General features: G+C 51.7%; 17 protein-coding genes. 1 reads left to right on the top strand and 16 read right to left on the bottom strand.

From position 1 onward, the window contains the following. Positions 1-186: 186 nt before the first annotated feature. The 8 genes from BN3279_RS14685 to BN3279_RS14650 form a co-directional block, all read right to left on the bottom strand. Positions 187-1,179: a Gfo/Idh/MocA family protein gene (locus BN3279_RS14685; RefSeq protein WP_059051936.1), complete on the bottom strand. Its 993-nt coding sequence runs from the start codon at positions 1,177-1,179 to the stop codon at positions 187-189. A gap of 60 nt (positions 1,180-1,239) precedes the next feature. Further along, positions 1,240-2,508, bottom strand: coding sequence for a glycoside hydrolase family 125 protein (locus BN3279_RS14680; RefSeq protein WP_089153482.1), 1,269 nt, complete (start codon positions 2,506-2,508; stop codon positions 1,240-1,242). A gap of 96 nt (positions 2,509-2,604) precedes the next feature. Further along, positions 2,605-3,690 carry a glycoside hydrolase family 76 protein gene (locus BN3279_RS24030; RefSeq protein ID WP_059051934.1) on the bottom strand — a complete coding sequence of 362 codons (1,086 nt, stop codon included), beginning with the start codon at positions 3,688-3,690 and terminating at the stop codon, positions 2,605-2,607. A gap of 32 nt (positions 3,691-3,722) precedes the next feature. After that, positions 3,723-4,781 carry a glycoside hydrolase family 76 protein gene (locus tag BN3279_RS24025; RefSeq protein ID WP_059051933.1) on the bottom strand — a complete coding sequence of 353 codons (1,059 nt, stop codon included), beginning with the start codon at positions 4,779-4,781 and terminating at the stop codon, positions 3,723-3,725. Positions 4,782-4,791: 10 nt separating this feature from the next. Next, complete coding sequence (locus BN3279_RS14665) at positions 4,792-5,706, bottom strand: carbohydrate ABC transporter permease (protein WP_392396883.1); 915 nt, start codon at positions 5,704-5,706, stop codon at positions 4,792-4,794. 5 nt (positions 5,707-5,711) lie between these two features. Further along, a complete protein-coding gene (locus tag BN3279_RS14660) occupies positions 5,712-6,599 on the bottom strand; it encodes a carbohydrate ABC transporter permease (protein ID WP_059051932.1) in 888 nt (295 codons plus the stop codon). A gap of 26 nt (positions 6,600-6,625) precedes the next feature. Further along, positions 6,626-7,906 carry an ABC transporter substrate-binding protein gene (locus BN3279_RS14655; RefSeq protein WP_059051931.1) on the bottom strand — a complete coding sequence of 427 codons (1,281 nt, stop codon included), beginning with the start codon at positions 7,904-7,906 and terminating at the stop codon, positions 6,626-6,628. Positions 7,907-8,105: 199 nt separating this feature from the next. Continuing rightward, positions 8,106-9,290, bottom strand: a complete 1,185-nt coding sequence (locus BN3279_RS14650; RefSeq protein WP_059051930.1) for a GntR family transcriptional regulator — start codon at positions 9,288-9,290, stop codon at positions 8,106-8,108. Positions 9,291-9,454: 164 nt separating this feature from the next. Here BN3279_RS14650 and BN3279_RS14645 point away from each other — a divergent pair, with 164 nt between their 5' ends. Further along, on the top strand, positions 9,455-10,303 hold the full coding sequence (locus BN3279_RS14645; protein ID WP_198343583.1) for a M15 family metallopeptidase: 849 nt from the start codon (positions 9,455-9,457) through the stop codon (positions 10,301-10,303). A gap of 12 nt (positions 10,304-10,315) precedes the next feature. On the opposite strand, the gene BN3279_RS14640 is transcribed toward BN3279_RS14645, so the two are convergent. The 8 genes from BN3279_RS14640 to BN3279_RS14605 all read right to left on the bottom strand — a co-directional run bounded on the left by BN3279_RS14640 (position 10,316) and on the right by BN3279_RS14605 (position 20,984). Continuing rightward, on the bottom strand, positions 10,316-11,272 hold the full coding sequence (locus tag BN3279_RS14640; protein ID WP_059051929.1) for a 3'-5' exoribonuclease YhaM family protein: 957 nt from the start codon (positions 11,270-11,272) through the stop codon (positions 10,316-10,318). 156 nt (positions 11,273-11,428) lie between these two features. Further along, positions 11,429-13,615, bottom strand: coding sequence for an FMN-binding protein (locus BN3279_RS14635; protein ID WP_059051928.1), 2,187 nt, complete (start codon positions 13,613-13,615; stop codon positions 11,429-11,431). Continuing rightward, entirely contained in the window at positions 13,612-13,911 is a 300-nt protein-coding gene (locus BN3279_RS14630; RefSeq protein WP_059051927.1) for a hypothetical protein, read from the bottom strand. Before BN3279_RS14630 ends, BN3279_RS14635 begins: the two co-directional genes overlap by 4 nt. Before the next feature lie 96 nt (positions 13,912-14,007). Next, on the bottom strand, positions 14,008-16,728 hold the full coding sequence (locus tag BN3279_RS14625) for a WIAG-tail domain (protein WP_059051926.1): 2,721 nt from the start codon (positions 16,726-16,728) through the stop codon (positions 14,008-14,010). 69 nt (positions 16,729-16,797) lie between these two features. After that, on the bottom strand, positions 16,798-18,774 hold the full coding sequence (locus BN3279_RS14620) for a glycoside hydrolase family 127 protein (protein WP_059054430.1): 1,977 nt from the start codon (positions 18,772-18,774) through the stop codon (positions 16,798-16,800). Positions 18,775-18,981: 207 nt separating this feature from the next. After that, complete coding sequence (locus tag BN3279_RS14615; protein ID WP_059051925.1) at positions 18,982-19,425, bottom strand: disulfide oxidoreductase; 444 nt, start codon at positions 19,423-19,425, stop codon at positions 18,982-18,984. A 28-nt stretch (positions 19,426-19,453) separates the two neighbouring features. Then, on the bottom strand, positions 19,454-20,164 hold the full coding sequence (locus tag BN3279_RS14610; protein WP_059051924.1) for a DsbA family protein: 711 nt from the start codon (positions 20,162-20,164) through the stop codon (positions 19,454-19,456). Between the two features lie 187 nt (positions 20,165-20,351). Then, positions 20,352-20,984 carry a 50S ribosomal protein L25 gene (locus BN3279_RS14605; protein WP_059051923.1) on the bottom strand — a complete coding sequence of 211 codons (633 nt, stop codon included), beginning with the start codon at positions 20,982-20,984 and terminating at the stop codon, positions 20,352-20,354. Positions 20,985-21,178: the final 194 nt, after the last annotated feature.

The following is a 21,178-nucleotide window of genomic DNA, read 5'->3' as shown; positions in this document are numbered from 1 at the left end:
AACGAAGTTGTTCAAGGAGTGAACTCGACATCAAATCTTGAATTCACCCGGGCCTTCCGTTGCTCACGTACCCACTACGTACGCTCCGCTACTCAGTCCCTAGCTTCATCCAACTCAAGCGTTTTGAAAAAACGCACATTGAAAGCATAAGCTTCGGTCCTGAAAATTCAACTTTTTGAACTCGCACTATAACTGAATGATCGACTTCTCCCGAATGGAGCGGTAAGCTGCCTCCATCAGACGGGTCAGCTCCACCGCCGCTTGAATATTTTCCTCAGCCTCGGTTCCCTGCTGAATATGACTAATCCATTGGCTGAATGCACTTGGACGCCGTTCTGGCAGCGGCAGTTCCTGCCAAGTCTTGGCAAGTTCCTCCCCTTGCTTCGTGGTACGAAGCAGCAGCTTCGGCTCAGGTGTCCCGTATAGCAGTGTGCCTTCCGTACCGTGAACCTCGATGGTAAACGGCGAGAAGGCATTGACGAAGCCCGCCTCGACGATGCCTAGGGCACCGGATGGTGTAGTCAGTGTCAGCACCGCATTATCTTCCACCGGCTTGCCCGTTATGTACCCGAACTGAGCAGTGACTTGAACAGGTGCTTCGCCCAGGAATAATCGGGTCAAATAGGCGGGATGGCAGCCCAAATCAATCAGCGCCCCGCCGCCACAAGCCTCCGCATCGTAGAAATGCTCGGGCAACCAGCCTGCCAGAGACCCATTATGCGATAAACGTACACGTACCTGAGTGACACTTCCGAGCAATCCTTGACCCAAGGCTTCTGAAATAGCCAGCGTATAGCCGTCATTCAGCCGCGGCAGGGATACGGTCAGCTTCACATGATGCTTCTTGACCTCATCCAGAATCTCATTCACTTCCTGAAGCGTAGGAGCCAGCACCTTCTCGGTAAAAATATGCTTGCCCGCACGTGCCGCTGCTACCATCACATCCCGGTGCATATTGGTCGGAGCATCCACAATTACGCCATCGATGTCACTTGCCAGCAATTCATCCAGTGTATCAAAGAACGGAACGCCCAGCTTGGCCGCCTGTTCCCGGCCTCGTTCCGGCAATTCGTCCCATACTGCCGTTATCTCCGCATCTGGATGTGCCTGAGCCTCCTTCGTGTAGTCCCAGGCATGCACATGCCAGAAGCTAACTTTCCCTATCCGTATAGCTGCCATAATAACCATCCCTCCCAGGGTGAGTAAATATCTCTAATGTATCATACGTCTGGCTGTATTTTAACCCCGTTTGATCTCCAATCCACACAAGCTTAATACGAACTCCACGAACATGGCGTTGGACCAAGAGAACCACTCGCGAGTATACTCATCCGGATTATCCTTGTGGAAGCCCTCATGAACGAGCCCGGTCCCGGCATCCGTGCGTTCGAACATACCCAGAATCTCTTGCTTCTCGGCCTCTTCCGTCGCTGTAATGCCCTGAATGGAGAGCGCGATATGCCAAATATAATTTTCCGGCGTATGTGGGCTTCCAATGCCCTTGGCATATTCCCCTTCATAATAGTAAGGGTTTCTCTTGCTTAATATCATTCGCCGCGTGTTCAGGTACACCGGATCTTCCTTGCCGCAATAATCTAGATAAGGCAACGACAACAGACTTGGCACATTGGCATCATCCATCAGATGAACGCCACCAAGCCCGTCTACCTCATACGCGTACACCGGACCAAATTCCTCGTCCTGGATAAGAGCAAACTCCCGGATTCCCTGCTCAATTTCCTGCCGCAAGGAACGTGTCTCCTGCTCCAGTTCCCCGTCCTGATAAGCCAACTCATTGATCTCCAGCAAATAGCCAAGGACAACCACGGCGAACATATTGGACGGTACCAGATAGCCGTACTTGCAGGCATCATCACTCGGACGGAAGCCAGACCAGGTCATCCCGGTATATCCCGTCTTGCCCGGCAATGTATTGGTCTCGCCACCATTTTCCCGGACGAACGTATACTTTGACTGCTCATCATGGTGCTGCTCGATGCGCCACGTCTGCAAAATCAGCTTGGCCGCCTGCTTGAATTCCTCCGTGAAGTGCCGGGTCTCCCCGGTATTCTTCCAATATAAATAAGCTAATTGAATAGGATAACAAAGCGAATCCACTTCATATTTGCGTTCCCAAATCCAGCCCGACATCTCGGTCAGGTCCGTATGGTGGCCGTGGAAATTGTCAAATTCGTTAAAGGCATTGGCATAAGGGTCCCGCAAAATATTGCGATATTGAGCAGCCAGCACCCCTTCAATCACTGCCCGCAAATCACTGTCCTGGCCGGCGGGAATCAGGTAAGGACGAAGCTGGTTGACGGAATCCCGCAACCACATGGCCGGGATGTCCCCGGTCAGCATAAACACGGTGCCATCTTCCTGACGGCGGATCGTCGTTTCCAGCGTATTCTGGTAACAACGTTTGAACATATCTACAATTTTAGGACGGTCTTGCAACTTCTGCTCTACCATAGCAATAATATCAGCCTGCGTAAGCGGTTGAGTCATCATCATTCTCCTTTTTCCTGTCATCATAAATTCATCATCAATTCAGTCATCATCACGCTGTTCCAGCTCAAGCTCGGTTGTCCATCAGCTTGTTCACTACGCATCAGTCAGTTCCCCGGTCAAGATAGCGGCCGCTTCAAGCAACATCAGTCCACTTAGTTGCACACTGAGCTGTACCGGAAGCGTAGGCGGTTCCTTCCAGGAAGGGCCGCACAATCCCGATGGTTGCAGTACCCCTGCGTTCCAGAGCCGCTCCGCGTTGGCCAAAATGACACCGCGAACTCGCGGACATTCCGGATCTACCCGAAGCAATTCCACCAGGTAACGAATCAGGATACCCTTGAACAATCCCGTATCATCGATGCCCTCATCCGGAAGCAAATCGCTATCCGGCTCACATACCTGGTCGAAGCAAGCCGCCGAAGTTCTTTGCGCCTGCTCCAAATATGCGGCATCCCCGGTGCATTGATACAGCTCCACGCCCGCCCCGATGAAGACCCCTTGGCAATACGTAAATGTCCATTCCTTATCGATCTGTCCATCCCCCAGCCGATTAATACCATCCCAGACAAAGCCTGTGATCGGGTCTACCAGATGGGTTAGATTCCACGCGTAGATCTTCTTGGACCAAGCCAGATTTTCGCTGTCTCCAAATCTTCGGTAGAGCCGGGCGGCCAGAATAGCAGCAGTGGCATTGGCTGGCGTGTTTTTATAATCAAGTTGGTCCTTCTTCCAGGCCATGCCGCCCCCAAAGTGTTCGTTCCAAGCCGTCTTGATGTCCTCCCAAAGGTCCAGCGTCTTTTCTTTATACCATGAATCGCCGGTTGTGTCATAGGCACGAAGCAATGCCAACGCCGTCCATTCCATATCATCATAGTAATTATGCTTGAACGTATTCCCGTTATAGCTCTCCAGACTGTGACAGAATCGGGCGATACGCTGCGGCAGCTCAGCCTCTCCACTCCGTTCCCATGCATCTACCAGCACGTCCAGAACATGCGCTTGCCACCAATAGTAGAAGTTCTCCCCTTCTTTGCTGGCTGCTTGCGGATACCACTGAGCCAGAATCCCCGTCTGCTCATCCGTATAACAAGTAAACAGGTCATTATGCATTTGTGCTGCCCGTTCACTCCAAACTCCGGTATATTTTGCCGAAGGCCTTCTTGCGCTTGTTTCTGACATTCGTCTACCTCCTCTGCCCTTGGCCATTTGGTTCAATTCCTGGAATGAATGGCCGACATCATTTCCAGCAGCATTGTCCCGCTAAGCTGCGAGCTAAGCTGTACAACATCTCCCGGCAAGGGGCGCTTTGCCCATTCCGTACCGAAAAGTGGCAACTCGGCCTCGTCTTGCACCGTCCAGACTCCTTCCGCTTGCGCCGTTAAAAACCTGGTAACTTCTTGATACTCAGCCGCCTCTAAGGACAATTCCGCCACATAGCGCATTAGAATTCCTTTAAATAGCCCGGCGTCGCCATTCCCTTCATCGGGAAGCAGTCCGGAAGCAAGCTGCACCAAGCGGCTCTTCACCATACGGAACGTGCGCATTGCTTCCTCCAGATAGGATGGCTGACCTGATAACCGGTACAACTCCACGGAAGCTCCGATAAATACACCTTGGCAATACGTGAACTCCCAATCCTTATCAATGGTTCCGTCTCCCGTCCGATTCATGCCGTCCCAGACGAAGCCTGTATCGGGATCGACCAAATAGGCCCGCTGCCAATCATAAATCCGTTGTGCCCAGGCCAAATCCTCCTCATTCCCGAAGCTGCGATATAACCGGGCAGCTAGAATGACCGCTGGGGCATTAGCCGGTGTATTCTTGTAATCCAGTTGCGACTTCTGCCAGGCAATCCCTCCGCCCATGGCGTCATTCCAACCCGTCTGGATATCCTCCCAGAGCACCCGAACCGCCTGCAAATACCTGGGTTCGCTTGTGGCCTGGTAAGCACGTAGCCAAGCCAGCGCCATCCATTCCATATCATCGTATAACTCATTAGGCCAGACGCCACCATTGCGTCGCAACAGCCCATCATATAATTGTCCCAGGCGCCGGACATAATGATCTTCTCCCGTACGCACCAGCCCATCTACCAGCGTATCTACGGCATGGGCCATCCACCAATAATGAAAAATATCGTTGCCTTCGCCGTTCTCACAAGGGGTCTGGATATCATACATCAGGATGCTTTCGTTCCAGAACTGCTGGTCCAGTGCCTGCTGCGCCCGATCCGCCCGGACTCCCCATAAGCCTGTCGTTGTCTGATTCATCTTATCTCTCCTATCCCTTAATTCCACTAAAGGCAATGCCTTGGATAAAATAACGCTGCAGCAGCAGGAACAACACCAGAATCGGTAAAATCGCCACCAGCGCCCCTGCCATCATCGGACCATAATCGGTCTGGTAGTTGTAAGAGAACGCCTGCAGTCCCATCTGAATCGTTGCCTTCGCCGGATCATTCAGCACAATCATCGGCCACAAGAAGCTGTTCCATCCAGCCTGGAAGGTGAAGATCCCCAGCGTCGCCAAGGCTGGCTTGGTCAGCGGTAAATAAATACGCCAGAAAATTTTAAACTCTCCGCATCCTTCAATCCGTGCCATCTCCATCATGTCCTTCGGTAAAGTCAGGAAGAACTGGCGCATGAAGAAGACCGCAAAGGTCCCCGATGCCCCGGGCAGAATAATTCCCCAGAACGAGTTCATCAAGCCGTAGCCCCCGCTACCAAACAGATCATTGCCGCCCATCAGCGGAATATGCCGCAGCACGTAAACGCTTGGAATCATCGTGACGATGCCGGGAACCATCATGGACACCAGCAGCAGCCGGAAGAACGGTTGATTCATCTTGAAGTTCAGCTTGGCGAACGCATACCCACTAAGCGATCCGAAAAACAGATTAAGCAGCACGCCGGAAGCAGCCAACACGAAGGAGTTCCAGAAGTAAAGGCTAAACGGGACCGTCGTGAACGCATTTAAATAATGCTCAAAGGTCAAATTTGTCGTGACCCACTTGATCGGCATGCTGAACATTTCCTCATCCGGCTTGAAGGAGGTCAGCAAACTCCAGTAGAAAGGCAGGAACATAATGATTGCGATAATGCTGCATAGCAGATAGAACAGAATATTTAACGTCCGTTTTCTAACTGGAAGCCCCAACTTCATCGGGGAAATATGTTTCTCCCTTGTTACGCCCATTTCCCTCATACGATCGGCTCCTCTGCCTTGGTAAGCTTCATGCTGATCAATGAGAAAATAAGAATTGCCATCGCCAGCACGAAGGCTTGCGCTGAAGCATATCCCATTTGCAGTTGATTGAAGCCCTGCTGATAAATGAGATACACCGGCGTCTTGGTCACATTGGCCGGTCCACCCTGCGTCAAGACAAACGCCTGGTCGAACAATTGCAGCGCGCCAATAATCGCCAGGATGCTGACAAGGAAAGTCGTTGGCCGCAGTTGTGGCCAAGTGATATAGCGGAAACAGGCGAACCGTGAGGCCCCGTCCAGACGGGCGGATTCGTATAGATAATCTGGCACACCCTGCAAGCCCGCCAAATAAATGATCATGTTGGAGCCTACCGATTGCCATAAGGTCATCAAAATAATGGAGATCATAGCCGTCTCCGTCTGCGATACCCAGGCGGGACCGGCGATGCCGACATAAGACAGCATTCCGTTAATTAACCCATATTCGGGATGCAGCATCCAGATCCATACCGTCGCCGCGGCAACCGCAGAGGTTAACGTCGGCAGGTAATAGAAGGTGCGAAATAGCTTCACCCCACCCTTGCTCTTGTTCAGCAGCATAGCCAGTAGCAATGAAATCAGGATATTGAACGGAACGAACACCACCGCATAAAACAACACGTTGACGAAAGTCTGCCACAACAGCGTATCGCCGATCAAACGACGGTAATTCTCCAAGCCCACCCAATCGTTTGTACTCAGCACGTCGTAGTTGGTAAAGCTCAAGTAAAGCGCCATCACGACGGGGATGACCATGAATACGGCAAATAGCAGCATAGTAGGTGTGATAAACAGATAGCCCATTCTGGCTTGATGCCGCTCCAGCTTATTAATGGATGCCATTTTCCCTTCCCCCTTTGGCGATCGTTCTACTTAACGACCGCATTGTCCGCAAGCAACTTGTCACCTTGCTCCTGGGCCTTCTTCAATGTCCCCTCGATGCCTTGCTTATTTTGCTGTAATAGCTCCAGGCTGGGAATCAGCGCATTCTCCTCCATCACGGAATACCCCGGATGCGTTGGACGCGTCTTGGCGAATTCCAATGTTTCCGTGAACGGCTTCCAGAGTGGATCGGCTACGAAGAAGTCATCCTCAAGCGCCGGCTTGAAGCCCGGCATATTCAGACTTGTTTTAGCCCACAACATGGCGTTATCCTTATTGGCCGTCCACCATTTGATAAACTCCCAGGCTTCCTCCGGATGCTTGGAGCCTTGCGGAATAACCAGCCCAAAGCCGCCCATGACGCTGCCCTGATCCCCTTTTGGACCGCTTGGCGGTGGCACGATACCGTATTCCAGGTCCTTCCCGTATTTGTTGTAGGTGCTCATCATCCAAGGTCCGGTGTACAGCATGGCAACCTTGCCGGTAACAAATGCATCATTTCCCTCGCCTAGCCCTTCCTCGAATCCAACCTTATATACCTTGTTGTCATTCAGCAGACGTTGCCAAAATTTCAGGACCTGCTTGCCCTGCTCGCTGTTGAAGCCCGTCTTCCCGTCTTCACCAAGCATTTGCCCGCCAGCTTGCTGCAAATACATGCTAAACAGACCAGGATCGGCCATGGAGAAGCCAGCAACCTCCAACTTGTTGCCGTTCCACTTGGTCAAAGCGGTGGCGGCCTTCTCTAATTCATCCCAGTTGGTCGGTGCCTCTAAGCCCGCTTCCGCAAACATTTTCTTATTGTAGAACAACGCCCGTGCGTCTACCGTTAACGGCAATCCATATAACTGCTCGTTGTAGGTTAACTCCTTGAGCGATTCTTCATAGAAATCTCCTGCATTGATTCCGTCCCGGGTCATGTATTCATCTATGGGACGTAGCACGTTCTTGGGAGCATATAGTGAAGTTCTCCAGCGATCCCAGAACAGAACGTCTGGTGATCCACCGCTTGTCGCAGCCGTCAGGAATTTCGTAATCATATCCTGCTGAAGCACGTATTTAACCTCGATTTTATCTTGTGACTGGTTGAATGCATCTACCATTGTCTCAAACTGCTTCTGTCCTTCTCCGCCCCAATCGCCCCAAAATGTCAGTTGGACCTTGCCATCCTTGCCCTCACTGCCTTGGCTTCCCTCATTACTACCTCCGCACCCAGCCAACAGAGCGCCTAGCATAACAATCACCAATGTAACCATAAGTCCTTTTCTCATGCCCAAAACCTCCCTTTTCGTTTCAAACATCATGGTTTTTGAAGCGCTTTCAATAGATAAAGTATATTAGCATAATATCATTATGTCAATAACTCACAAATAATTCTCCTGGTATATAAAAAAACTCCCTGATAGCTTTTATGAAAGCTATCAGGGAGTTGCTTATTACCTTGCTATGAGAAGTATTCTTTAGGCTTATTCACCCTTGCGAACTACGAGCAGGTCCTGTAGATTGGCCCGGAATCAGCTCAGCAGACAGCTTAATTTTGCTGGCTACCGGTCGCTGCTCCATGATCTCCATCACATTATCGATTGCTAACTTGCCCATACTCTCTTCGCCTTGGCGCATATGGGTGAAGACATAACCTTCCCCCATTCTGAACTGTGGATTATCGAAGCAGATGATTGAGATGTCCTCTGGAATACTCATTCCCAGCCGTTTGACCGCGGCCTTGGCAAGCAAGGCGATATAGTATTCAATCGCAAAGAACGCAGTAATCGCCGGGTTAGCCTGCAAATGCTTCATAATCTTCTCAATGTCCCGCTCGATGTTCTCGTCGCTGAACGAGTTCGGCAAGGTGGAGGTCAGATTGCACACCCATAGACTGCGGTCTACCGCCACCCCTCTTGCCGCATGAGCCTGCACAAATCCCTCAATCCGGTCCTCTACTGCCGAGGTATCCACCGGGGGCGGGGATAACAATGAGATATGGGTATGATCTAAGTCAAATAGATATTCCGCTGCCATTGAGGCTGCCGCAGCATTATCAGTGCTGACGGAAGCTGCTGCAACGCCCTTTAACTCACGGTCAATCAGCACCAGCGGGAATTGCTTGATCACCAGCTTCAGAATTTCCGCATTGAAATACTCTCCTTGAGCGGGGAACACAATCAGGCCGTCCACCCCAAGCTCCAACAACTTACGGATGGTCTCTTCCTCATTCTCCTGAACCCCAAACGTCCGGCGCAACACCACGTAACAATCCCGTTCGCGTGCCGCATCCTCAATACCGTAGATAAGCCGGGTACCATAACTGCCCGCGAAGTCCGTCAGAACGACACCTATTAACTTCCCGGTACGCTCTTTGCCGGAGGTAAACCTTCTTCGTTCAGACTCTGGACCTCCCGCTCCCGCGGCCTCAAATCCCTCCGATTCGGGGTCGGCCACAAAGGAGCCCCGCCCCGGCTTCCGCACGATGAACCGCTCGGCCGCGAGCAGTTCCATTGCCTTCTTGCTCGTAATCCGGCTTACATGGTATTCTTCGGCCAGCTCTTTTTCCGAGGGAATCCGATCCCCTGGCTTATAGCCGTGGTCTATAATTTTCTTCTTTACATCATCGAATATTTTTTCGTACATCGGCTTTGACGAGGCTGTTTCGTTCATACCCATCCTCCTACACATCCTTACAGACTTACAAGAAATTGATATATACAATAATATATCATGATATATATCCAATGTCGAACGATGTTTAAGTAGTATGCTATAATCAAGGCACCGCAACGAAGTTGTTAGTCTACTTTTGCATATGAGAGGAGTACGCTATGTTGTCCCGCAAATTCCGACATACCACCGCCGATACGGCTTCCCGTATCCCAACCCCACCTTCATCCCCCCGGAATGTATGCATCCGAATGGGAGTTGGCTTTCTCTGTACCGCTATCTTCATGATGCTCCTGACCTGGAGCACAGCAAGCGAACATAGCCAAGCTGCAGCAATACCAACCAAGCCAGCCTCCGAGAATGCCCCGGATAACGTAATGCCTGTGAAGCAGAACCGTTTGCCGGAAGGCAAGGGCTTTGTCTACCTCGACGAGATTCTCCCGGATGCGCTGTACGATATCCGCTATTACAGCGACGAGAATTTTATCGGCAAACGCATTGATGGTTATAACGCACCCTTCGCCATCATGACTTTGAGATCTGCGCGGGCCTTGAAGAAGGTAAGCGACGAGGTCGATAAGCAGGGATACCGGCTGAAGATCATTGATGCCTACCGCCCGCAAAAGGCAGTAAATCATTTTGTGGCCTGGTCCAAGCAGCCGGGGGCCACCGAGATGAAGGAAATATTTTACCCGGATATCGACAAGAAGAACTTGTTCAAGCTGGGTTACTTGTCCTCCAAATCGGGACATTCCCGTGGCAGCACCGTCGATTTGACCCTGGTCTACAAGCGAACCGGCGAAGAGGTCGATATGGGCAGCCGAGTAGATTTCCTTGGTACAATCTCAGCCCATGGTGCGAAGCACCTGACCAAGGAGCAGCGGACGCACCGTTATATCCTGAAGACCGCGATGGTCAAGCATGGCTTCAAGCCATACAGTAAGGAATGGTGGCATTATACGTATAAAGACGAGCCTTACAAGAATACCTACTTTAATTTTGATGTCGAATAGTCCTATATTCCCCTACCATTTCAAACGGTAGATGCCCTTGTTCTCCAGGCCGCGAATGTACGGTGTCCATTCCTCCGATTCCGGCGTGGTGGACAAGGCATCCTCCGCCATTTGCAATTTGGCATCCAGCGCATCGATATGATGCAAGGCTACCGCTTCGGCAATCTGAGGTTGCACCGGACTGCCCCATTCCCCTAAATTATGATGCGACAACACCAGATGCTGTAATCCGACCACCTTGGGCGAATCAAGCGCAATGCCAAGGCGAATCGCCGCTTCGGTAATCCACTGGGAAGCCATGGAGATATGTCCAAGCAGCTTGCCTTGCGTACTATATTCGGACACGATACCAAGTTCGGCCACCAATTCCTCGGTTTTGGCGATATCATGCAAGATAATGCCAGCCTTTAACAAATCACGATTCAGGAAAGGGCGCTGTCCGCACAGGAATTCGCCGATCTCCAGCATTCTTACGGTATGATAAGCCAATCCGGCAAAATAGGCATGATGATGCGTTTTCGCTGCCGGATACACGGCCAGCTTCTCCTCCACCTTGCCTACACAGAACTGAACTAGCGAGCGAATCTCTTCATCCTTGATTTCGGCAATGACCCCTTGAATGGTCTGAACCAGTGTCTCCGGGGTAATCGGCGCTGAACGAATGAAGTCTGTCAACTTCACCTCATCCTCTGGCTTGACCGGGCGAATCTGCATCACCTTAACTTGCAGTTTCTCGCGATACGTTTGCACAAGTCCTCGAACCTTAACCAGTCCCATGGGGAAAAATGTTTCTTTATCTGTAGATGAGGCGTCCCAGAACTTGGCCGGAAGCTCCCCGGTGGCGTCACACAGGACCATATCGAGATAATCCTTGGGCGGATTGGCATTTGTCTGCTTCACTTCCAGCGTTTTCAGCAAATAGTAGCCTACGAATTCGTCCTGAGTTTTTAATTGATTAATTTGCGTCAACGATAATTCCTCCCGAAGCTATAATATCCCTATTATACATCGGGACTGTGAAAAGCTCAGCCCAAAAACACCGATTTCTATGACAAGAAGCCCCGGCAGGTGCCAAGGGCTTCTTGTTGTTAAGCTTTGAGCAAGTTGATTCGCAAATGCTGTTGCTTATCTTCCCGCATTCTCAAGCGCATTTTTGACAGCATCCACCACTTTGGCAGAAAGCTCCTTAACGCCATCCGTATCCCCGAACGCTGCCGGACGATATCCGTATTTATGCAACGGACCTTCCGTAGTCGGAGTTTCAATTTCGTCCTTGACCGTTTTCTCGTCTTCCGTCAATTGCTCTACCGGCTTCACCTTGCTGTTCTCGTCAAGATAGAATACTTCCATCTTGAATGGCACGTTATTCTGCACCGTAACCATGACGTAAACTGAACGCTCTTGATCTACTCCGGCAAAAATGCCATTGATATATGCAGCCTTGTACGGTTCGCTAATTTCAGCCTTCTTATAGGCATGATCTACAGCCGCCTTCAACGCATTGCTGCTGCTTGTTGCGCCAGCAACCGCATCTACTGTCGCTGCACGTTCTCTCGTCCCGGCAAACAACAGGTCACGAGTCAAAATCGGAATGCCTCTGACCACATCAGCATAAGCCGACTCTCCACGGTCAATCATGTTAACGCCAACCCGGTACAACTTCAATCCTACAATAACACCGTTACGCAGTGTGACATCGGCGCGATTCGTTCCTTTATCATAAGCATCTCCGTAAGCAGTGAATTCCCCATCCTTGTAATTGCCCTGTACCTTTGAGGCATTATTCAGCAGATCAGCAAAGGCGGCTCTGGCCGACATGGACAAATTCTCTTCGCCCACAATCGGTGTCATATTTGCGCCCTTGGCGATAAGCCCCTTCTCCAGCTCCAGCACTAATGTTTGTTGCTCATCCGTCAGCTTGTCATTAGCAACCAACTTGCCGTCAGCCCCGAACAAATGAACTTTGACCTTGGTAACCAGGTCCTCCTGAATGTCAGCTAATACCAGCACTTTGGACAAATTGTCTACTCCGGCAAAGGTACCCTCGAAATATTGAACCTTGCCAGGAACCTTCAAGGCCTTCTCAAATGCTCGTTCCACGGCCACGTTCCAGCTATGACAGCTCTCCGTTGCCCCGGATATTGCATCCACGTCATTGTTGAAATCAGCTACATACGAGCCTTTCTCCAGCAGCTTGGCGACCATAGGTGCATTGGCCTTTACCACATCCGCATACGCCGTGTCGCCACGATCCAGCAGGTTAGCCCCCAGTCTGTACAGCTTCACATCAACCAGCTTGCCATTACGGATATAGATATCGGCTCGCTCTACGCCCTTATCACGGGCTGTACCGTAAGCGGAGTAGAATCCATCGATATATTTCGAGTCGTTGTTCACCTTTGCATTCTGCTCGGCATCCCAATAAGCGTTTGCTGCAGCTTTGAATTCGGCCTCTTGGCCTTTCACTGCAGCCGCTTCGCTTCCGTTCGCCAGCAAGGCCGAAGCGAGAGATTTAACAAGTGCCGCTTGTTCTTCCGTCCATTTGGCTTCATCTACGGCATTGCCGCTGGCATCCAGTGGATACACTTTGACGTCCGTGCGCTTCGTGGCATCAAAGCTGGCGAACACCATATATTTGCCTTCAGAATCTACACCCATGTGCTCACCAGCAAAGTAAGTTACCCCTTGCGGCTTCTCCTTCAAGGCTCTCTGGAAAGCGCGGTCGACGGACAGCTTCCACCCTTCGGCAGAACGGGTAGCTCCTGCTACAACGTCCACTTTGGCAGCTTGCTCTTGCGTCTTGCCTAGCAGATTCTTCTTCATGATTTCATAAGCCTGCCACAGGCCGCTGTAATTGCTGCGCGCATCCCGGTCGATAAGCTTGGGACTGGTTCTGAGCAGTTCCAGCGCGCTTATCTTCCCATCCTTAATTGTAACCTTGGCTCCCTCAGTTCCCTTGGAGTATGCATCTCCGTAAGTAACATATACGCCATCGGCATAGCGGCTTTCGGCGGGTTTAACAACCGGGGCCTGTGTTTTGGCCGGCGTTGTTGTCTTTGCAGGTGCCGGAGTCGTCTTGCTAGGCGTCTTGGTCGTTGGTGTCTTCGTCGTCGTTTTACTTGGTGTGGTCGTTTTCGTAGGAGTCTTCGTTGTTGGTTTGGCAGGTGTCTCCTTGGCTGGCGTTTCGGCAGCTTCCGAAGCTGCGGATACGGCGTCGATGCCCGTCAATTTAAATCCGGACACCCCTACCGTCAACGACAAAGCTGATAAGACCAATGTCGCACTAATGGTAATACATATTAACTTTTTCAAAATAAAATCCTCTCCCTCATGAAATTCATCGGACGTTGCCCTTGCTTATGTATGTTCATGATGTTTACCCCAACTTTTATCTGCCCTTCGCCCGAAAATGACGAACCATTCTCCGGGCCGTCGCGCCCCTCCCCGACCACGCAGGTATTGTTCAGACCACTCACTTGCAGTAACGTGAAATCATTCACATAACAAGATAAAAAAATAATTTGCAAGCGGTTTCCACTATAGTAGGTAATTCGTCGCAGAATTGCTGTACGCAAAATCACAGGCACTGAAATATATGTCACCCTCATGTAAGAAGCCTCTTTTTCAAAACAAAAAAAGATCGCACTAAGGCGACCTTTTCTTGTTTTGCAGCCATTACATACTTGCCTGTATAGCTTAAATAATCAGATGCTGCCAACCGCAATCCAGGTGACACAACCGTAATTAACCGAACTGTCCTTGAGTCTGGAGACCGTTAACACCGCCGAATCCGCAGCTTGCTCTTTGAGCGTCGCATAATAAGCAGAATGATTCGTCATGGCTACGATCACGAACTCGGATGAGACAAACGGTGCCTCAAAGGTTATGACGATTTCCGTCTCGGCTTCATGTTGTTGCAGCAAGAATGCGGCCATACCGAATTGCTGCTGTGCGACTCCTCCGCTGGCGGCTTGCACCGGAGCAAAGGTGAGGTGCTCGGGGCCAAATGCTCCGGATTGCACATGATGACTGCCCACCGATTCTGCGCCAAGCTGCTGTGCACCGACGGCTCCTGCCGCCAGATGCTCCTGTTGCACTGCTCCTGGCTGCAAGTGAGCGGAACCAACCGCTGCTTGATTCAATGCTTCAGCATCCACTGCCCCTGGTTGCAAATGCGCGCGTCCAATTGAAGCGGGCTGAATGTCCTTGCCGTTGATGCCATCCTCCGGCAGCAATCCCTGTTGCAGCACTTCAGGAGCCAGATGCTCCAATTTGATCGTTTCGGCCACAAGATGATAGCCATTGACCGAACCGGCTGACAGATGCTGCCCGGCTACGCTAGCCTCAGCCAGATGAGAAGAGCACACAGACCCTTCGCTCAACTTATCCGCCGTAACTACTCCCCGTTGCAAAGCCCGTTCCGACACCGAATCAGCCGCCAAATGCCCCGCTTCCACCGCTAGCGCGCCCAATTGCTCCGACGTCACTGAACCTGGGCTCAGATGCGCCGCTTGGATGCTTCCTGCTGCCAATGCTGCTTCGTCAACAGACCCGTGAGCCAGATGTCTGGACTCTACCGACTGAAGCCCCAGCTTCCCGGAGGTTATACTGCCTTCAGACAATTTTGAAGAAGTTACGGACAAATCGCCTAATTTGTCTGTGGTCACACTTTCAGGAGATAACTTCAAGCTTGTAACCGCGTGATCTTGAAGATGCTGCGAGAAGACAGCTCCCTCGCCCAGATGCTCCTCTCGGACCGCCCCCTCTTGCAGCAGTCTTCCATCTACACACCCCGGAGCAAGATGAATCCCGTGAACTGCTCCCAGCGCCAGATGGCCTGACGTAATTTGCCGCCCTCCGATCGCCGCTTCAGTAATCGCACCAAAGCCGATGGACCGCATCGTCACGCTGCCCGTTCCCAGCTTCTCCGCCGTTACGCTACCGGCTTGCAAATGTTGGGTACCAACTGCTCCCGAGACGAGATGTTCTCCTGATACCTCAGCATCCCCCAGCTTCTCGCCAGTGACGGAACCATCAGCCAAATGCCATTCCTGCACCGCCGATGGAGCCAATTGTCCGGCCTGCACCGAGGCGGGTGCCAGATGAGTGTCCGTGACTGCGCCGGGGGCTAGATGACCAGACTGCACAGCGCCTGGAGCTAGGTGACGGGCAAGCACGGCTTCATTGGATATTTTCCCCGGGAGAATGCTCTGATCGGCAATTTTGGAGGAAGTAATGGACTGCTCAACAATATGTGAGGTGCCCACGGACTGGTCGCTAAGCTTGGTGAAGAGGATCGACTTGTCGGCAACATGCCGGCCTTTGATTTCTCCATCTCCAATATGAGCTTGCCCGATGCTTCCCGTCTGCACATGCCCGCCGGTTATTGCCCCTGGCTTGATATGACGGGAATCAATGATCCCTTCCCCCACATGATCTCCTGTGATGCTCCCTTCCTGCAACTGGTCTGTCCCTACACTCGACCAGGCCAGATGCTCCTGACCGATCTGCCCTGGGGCCAGATGTCTTGGTGAAACGGCATGATCCGCCAAATGGCGGCTCTCCACAGCTCCTTCGGCTAGCTTACCCGAAGTTACAGAAGTGTCACGCAGCTTGGATGTCGTAACGGATTGATCGCCCAGCTTGGAAGTATCCACCGCTCCATTCGCCAACTGGGATGCCTGAATTGCGCCGCTACGAATTTTCTCGCCCGTGATGGCTTGATCCTGCACCAAGTCCGACGTAATCATCCATTCGCCGAGATGGCGACTTTGGATCGTTCCTTCCGCCAGCTTCTCGCCCGTGATGGCCCGGTCGGCCAGCTTCTCCGGTGTGATACTGCCATCCGCCAATTTCTCCCCGCGAATAGATTGGTCACGGATAGCTCGGCCCTCGATGGACCCCTCCGCCAGATGATTGCCGTTCACCGACGATGGAGCCAGCTTCTGGGAGGTTACGGCCTGATCAGCCAGCTTGGCATTCTCCACCGCATAATCCGCAATCCAGGCTGTGCCGATGGAGCCACGCATAATCCGGGACGCATCAATGGTAAATGGAGCAATTTTCTCTCCCGTTACAGCAGCATCGATGAGATCGTCAGTGTAAATAATGCCCGCTTCCTGATGGGGTGCCGCCTTTTCCACCAACAACTCATTTAATCCTTGTTGTTGATTCCGGCCCAAGGCAGCCTCCTTCCCCGGCAGACCAGTTGCCAAGTTAGGCTGGTCCTTCTTGGGAGGTGCCGGTGACAGCGTTGGCGTCTGATGAATATGAATCTCCTTCGTCTTGGATTGCGCCGATCCTTTCCGTTCTTCCAACATCTTTAATTCATTAATCTCGGGATTATCCACATAGTAGAGCGATTTCTTCGCTCCGCCGGATTTTACAGGCTTGATCTTTTTCAGAGCCGCCCTCTCCTTTGCCAAAAGATGATCATCTCCGGTATCATATGCGGATAATTAGGCACTTGTCACAGCCTCACCCGAGAAGGGCAATCAATGTTCGCGCAGCCACACCGTCATCTCTCCCTCCCCCCGGTTCGCCCAGGCATAATACGGAATAAATTTGAGCGTCACCTGCTCCTCGGAAGGATGGGCAGCAGAGCTGTACAAGCCACCTTGCCAGCCCTGCTCCGACAGTCTGATTCCCTCAGCCTCCACCGTGACCACCCCACCAAGCAATTCCTTGGCCCAGGTATCACGCAAGGCGGCAGACCTTGGCAAGATCATCTCATGCAAATGAGGCCCTTGGTCCGCTTCTTCAAGGCAGTAGACCAGCGGTCCACGTTGCAGTGCCACCTTCCCGGCATTGGCTCTCACAAGCGGATGGCTGTACATCCGGGTAACAGGCATTTGCAAAGTCAATTCCACCTTATCTCCAGCCTGCCAGTCCCGCTGCAGCAAATAGTACCCATTCCGAACTAGGGCTGCATCCGGTGCCTGAACCTCTCCGTTGACCACTACCTTCGCTTCAGGACACCAATCAGGAATGCGAAGAGCTAACGTGAAGTGCTCTACTCCTGCTGGCTCCACCGCAAATTGAACGGTCCCGTCCCAAGGGTAATTCGTCGTTTGCGCCAGCTTGACTGCTCCAGTCCCTACCTTAAGCTCCGCTTCCCCGCCAATGTATAGATGGGTGTAGAGGGTATCCCCTTGAACTGAATAGATATACTCACCCAGAGAGGCCAGCAATCGAGCCACATTGGGCGGACAGCAGGCACAACCGAACCAGCCCTGACGTACCGGCTTAACGTGATCTACGCTATGATTGCCCCCTCCGCAAGCCTTGGGATCTACCTCAAGCGGATTGACGTAGAAGAAGTGCTTCCCATCCCTGGCCATACCACCAACCACTGTGTTATACAGTGCGCGTTCCAGCACATCGGCATATCTCGATTCGGGAGCAATGCGCAGCATCCGATGGGCAAAAAAGATCAGACCGATGGAGGCACAAGTCTCCGCGTATACCGTATCATTCGGCAAGTTATAGTCAAACGAGAAGGCTTCGCCCTGAGGCATGGAGCCTACTCCGCCGGTAATATACATCTGCTTCCCGGTCACGTTGTCCCATAGCTTCCGGCAAGCGGCCAGCATCGTGTCGTCCCCGGTCATTCCCGCTACGTCAGCCATCCCTGCCAGCATATACATGAGCCGCACGGCATGTCCGGTGGCCGTCTCCTGCTCTCTAACGGGGAGATGGGCCTGATGATATTCCAAGTCCACTCGTTCCCCCACCGTACCGGGCCAGAAGGTCTTGCCGCCTCGTTGCTTGAACTCCTCTTCGAAGAACGACGGCTGTTGCCCGCGCTGATCCAGAAAATACTGACTTAGCTGCAAATAACGCTCTTCCCCTGTCACCTCATAAAGCTTTACCAGCGCAAGCTCAATCTCCTGATGCCCATCATAACCGGCCAGCTTGCCGGGCTCGTTACCGAATACTTGATCAATATAGTCCGCAAATTTACTCACCACTTGAAGTAGCTTGTTTTTCCCCGTAGCCCGGTAGTAAGCAACCCCTGCCTCGATCATATGTCCAGCGCAATAGAGCTCGTGACACTCCGTCAGATTCGTCCAGCGTTTATCCGGCTCCTTCAACTGAAAATACGTATTCAGATACCCATCCTCCCGCTGAGCCAGAGCAATAATATCAATCATTTCATCAGCAATTTGCTCCAACTGCGGATTTGTATCCGTTTCCAAAAGATAAGCCACCGCTTCCAGCCATTTGGCCACATCACTATCCTGGAACACCATCCCATAAAATTCACCCTGCTCCAAGCCGGCGGCAATCCGAAAATTACGTACCGCACCACTAGGTTCGGCTGCCTCGACCCGATCATTCAGCGCCTCCCACTGATAGGGCACCACCACATCCTTGACCAGACCAATATAATAACTCCAGAAATCATCCTGAATTCGCACTTGATGAAGCGCCACTCTTTCGGACCCTGATTTTGTATGATTAGCTTGCACCACGAGATATCCTCCTTTGGGGAAATAAGATACTAACCTCCTTCATTTTAGCTCATCTGATCCAAGCAGCCCATTCATCCCCTCAACCGAAAATTACAATATTTCACACTCCTTATCCTGGAAAAATATCCTGGAGATTCTGCCTAATTGCTCGCAACACAAAAACGCCCGCCACAGCCAAGGCCGCACGGACGTTACATGTTATTATTAGTCCTCCAGCTCTTCCTCAGCGGGCTGCTGCCGGGCCGCCAGCAGGAACAACACAATTAAAATAGCGGCAATTAGCGCCATGAAAGGAATCGTGATAAAACCAAGCCACCCGCTGCCGAGGTAATCCACGTTGCAGGGAACCCCTACCTTGCAAGGAAGCAGACGGGATAAGGCAGGGATTTTTTGTTCGGCGTAGTGATATACGGATATTGCACCTCCCACGATGCTAAGCAGCAGAGAGTACGGAATGATATGCCGATCCTGACGATACGCTGCCACTCCCAGTAGCAGAACCTGGGGATACATGAAGATACGCTGGAACCAGCACAAGCGGCAAGGCTCGTAGTGCAGCACCTCACTCAGGTACAGGCTGCCCGCCGTAGCCACCAGCGCCACCAGCCAGGCCATATAAATACCGTAATTCCTCAGAAAAGCCCGCATACCCTGTTATTCCTCCCGTCTATCCCCTCTATTTTGCCAATTCCAGATCAATGGTCTTCTTAAGCGCCTCGTAATCTCCCAGATGGCCAACATATTCAATACCGTTGATGAAGAAGGTCGGCGTGCTGTCCACCCTCAGCTTGTTCCCTTGCGCCAGGTGCGCCTCAACCTCACTCTGGTAAGTCGCTTCGGCGATGTCTTGTTGCAGCAGGTCGTAATCAATCGGCAATTCCAATTGCTTGGCCAGCTCTACCAGGAACTCCTGGGAGGCCCATCCGGCATTTTCTTCTCCCTGATGCTCGTAAATCGCATCAAAATAAGGCCAGAAGGCTTCCTGATCCTGATGATACACGGCTTGTGCAGCCAGCGCTGCTGTGAAGGAATCCGTGCCGATAAACGGCAGGTTCATGAAGTAGAAGGCCACCTTGCCTTCATCTATGTAGTCTTTAACCAGGCTTGGCTTAACCAGTTCATTGACGCTCTTGCAGGCCGGACACTGATAGTCCCCGAATTCCACCACTTTGACTGGCGCGTCAGCTTGTCCCAATACGGGCAGATTGGCATAATCAAATTCCGCAGCCTTCGGTGCAGGCTGGAACGCCAATACGGCAATGATCAGGACGATCAGTAGTCCCACCGTCGTGAACCAGATCAAACGTCTCGTTTTCATCTTTTGCTGCTCTTTTAATTGCTCGGCTTTGCGCCGGGCCAAGGCATTGGTTTTGGTTTTTGGCGGCATGCGACCCCTTCTTTCCTTATCATATAAATTGTATTAATCCTGCAACCATTCTAGTTACAAAAGCTGGATTCGTCAAGCCGGACAAAAAAAGCAGGCTACCCCCTTGAAGTCGAAATACATGGGATAACCTGCCTTCCGTTAGCCTGAAATTGCTTGATGTTTCTGACAACCGTTCCGAAAACCAGGCTTAGCCCTCGTCCGTGTTCTTAGCCTCTGCATCCGGCTCACTATCCGCTGCACCCGCATCCTCCGCTGCCGTATCCAGCGTTTGTTGCAGAACGACCGCAAGTACCTCTTCCGGCTGAGCGTGCAGGATAATGCCTTTCGGCAATTCGACCTCGCTGGCTGTCAGCTTGTCACCAACATCAAGCGCAGTAATATCTATCTCCAGGCTTGCAGGCAATACGCCCGGCAGCCCCTCTACGTCCAACTCTGTTGCCTGAAATTGCAGAATGCCTCCAACCTTGGTGCCTTGCGCTGTACCCGTAAAGCTTAAAGGTACTTTTACGCGAATTGGCTTGTTCTTGGATACCTGCTGAAAATCGGCGTGAATGATTTCTCCTCTGCGCTGTTGAAGGTCCTTGATCAACACTGGCAAGGTTTGTCCTCCTTCTACCTTCAGGTCGAAGAATTCCGATCTTCCCGTACGTGCTACCTTCACAAGCTGCTTCACATCCACATGAACCGCAAGGTTCTCGGACTCGCCTCCATAAACGACGGCCGGAACACGGCCATTTTGTCTCAACTCGCGCAGCGAAGAGCGATGGAATTCCGTTCTGGGCGTAACGTTTAGTTGGAACGTGTGATGGTTCGTACTCATCTTGCAACAACCTCCTCAGAATAGTTCCCTGTCTGGCGCACATCGGCGCCCTACTCATATATTACCCATCTTTTACAACAACCTACCAAGAAACTCTCAATTTCTTGAATAAACTTTACATAGAGTTATAATTTTTACATAGAGTTTACAAAAGTATGCAATTCGCTTCTTTCCGGCATAGTAAAATGAGGAGG

Origin of the sequence: Paenibacillus senegalimassiliensis (assembly GCF_001486585.1) — a bacterium.
Taxonomy (GTDB): Bacteria; Bacillota; Bacilli; order Paenibacillales; family Paenibacillaceae; genus Fontibacillus; species Fontibacillus senegalimassiliensis.
Note: the sequence above shows the minus strand (reverse complement) of the source record. Positions and strands in the feature narration are given on the sequence as shown.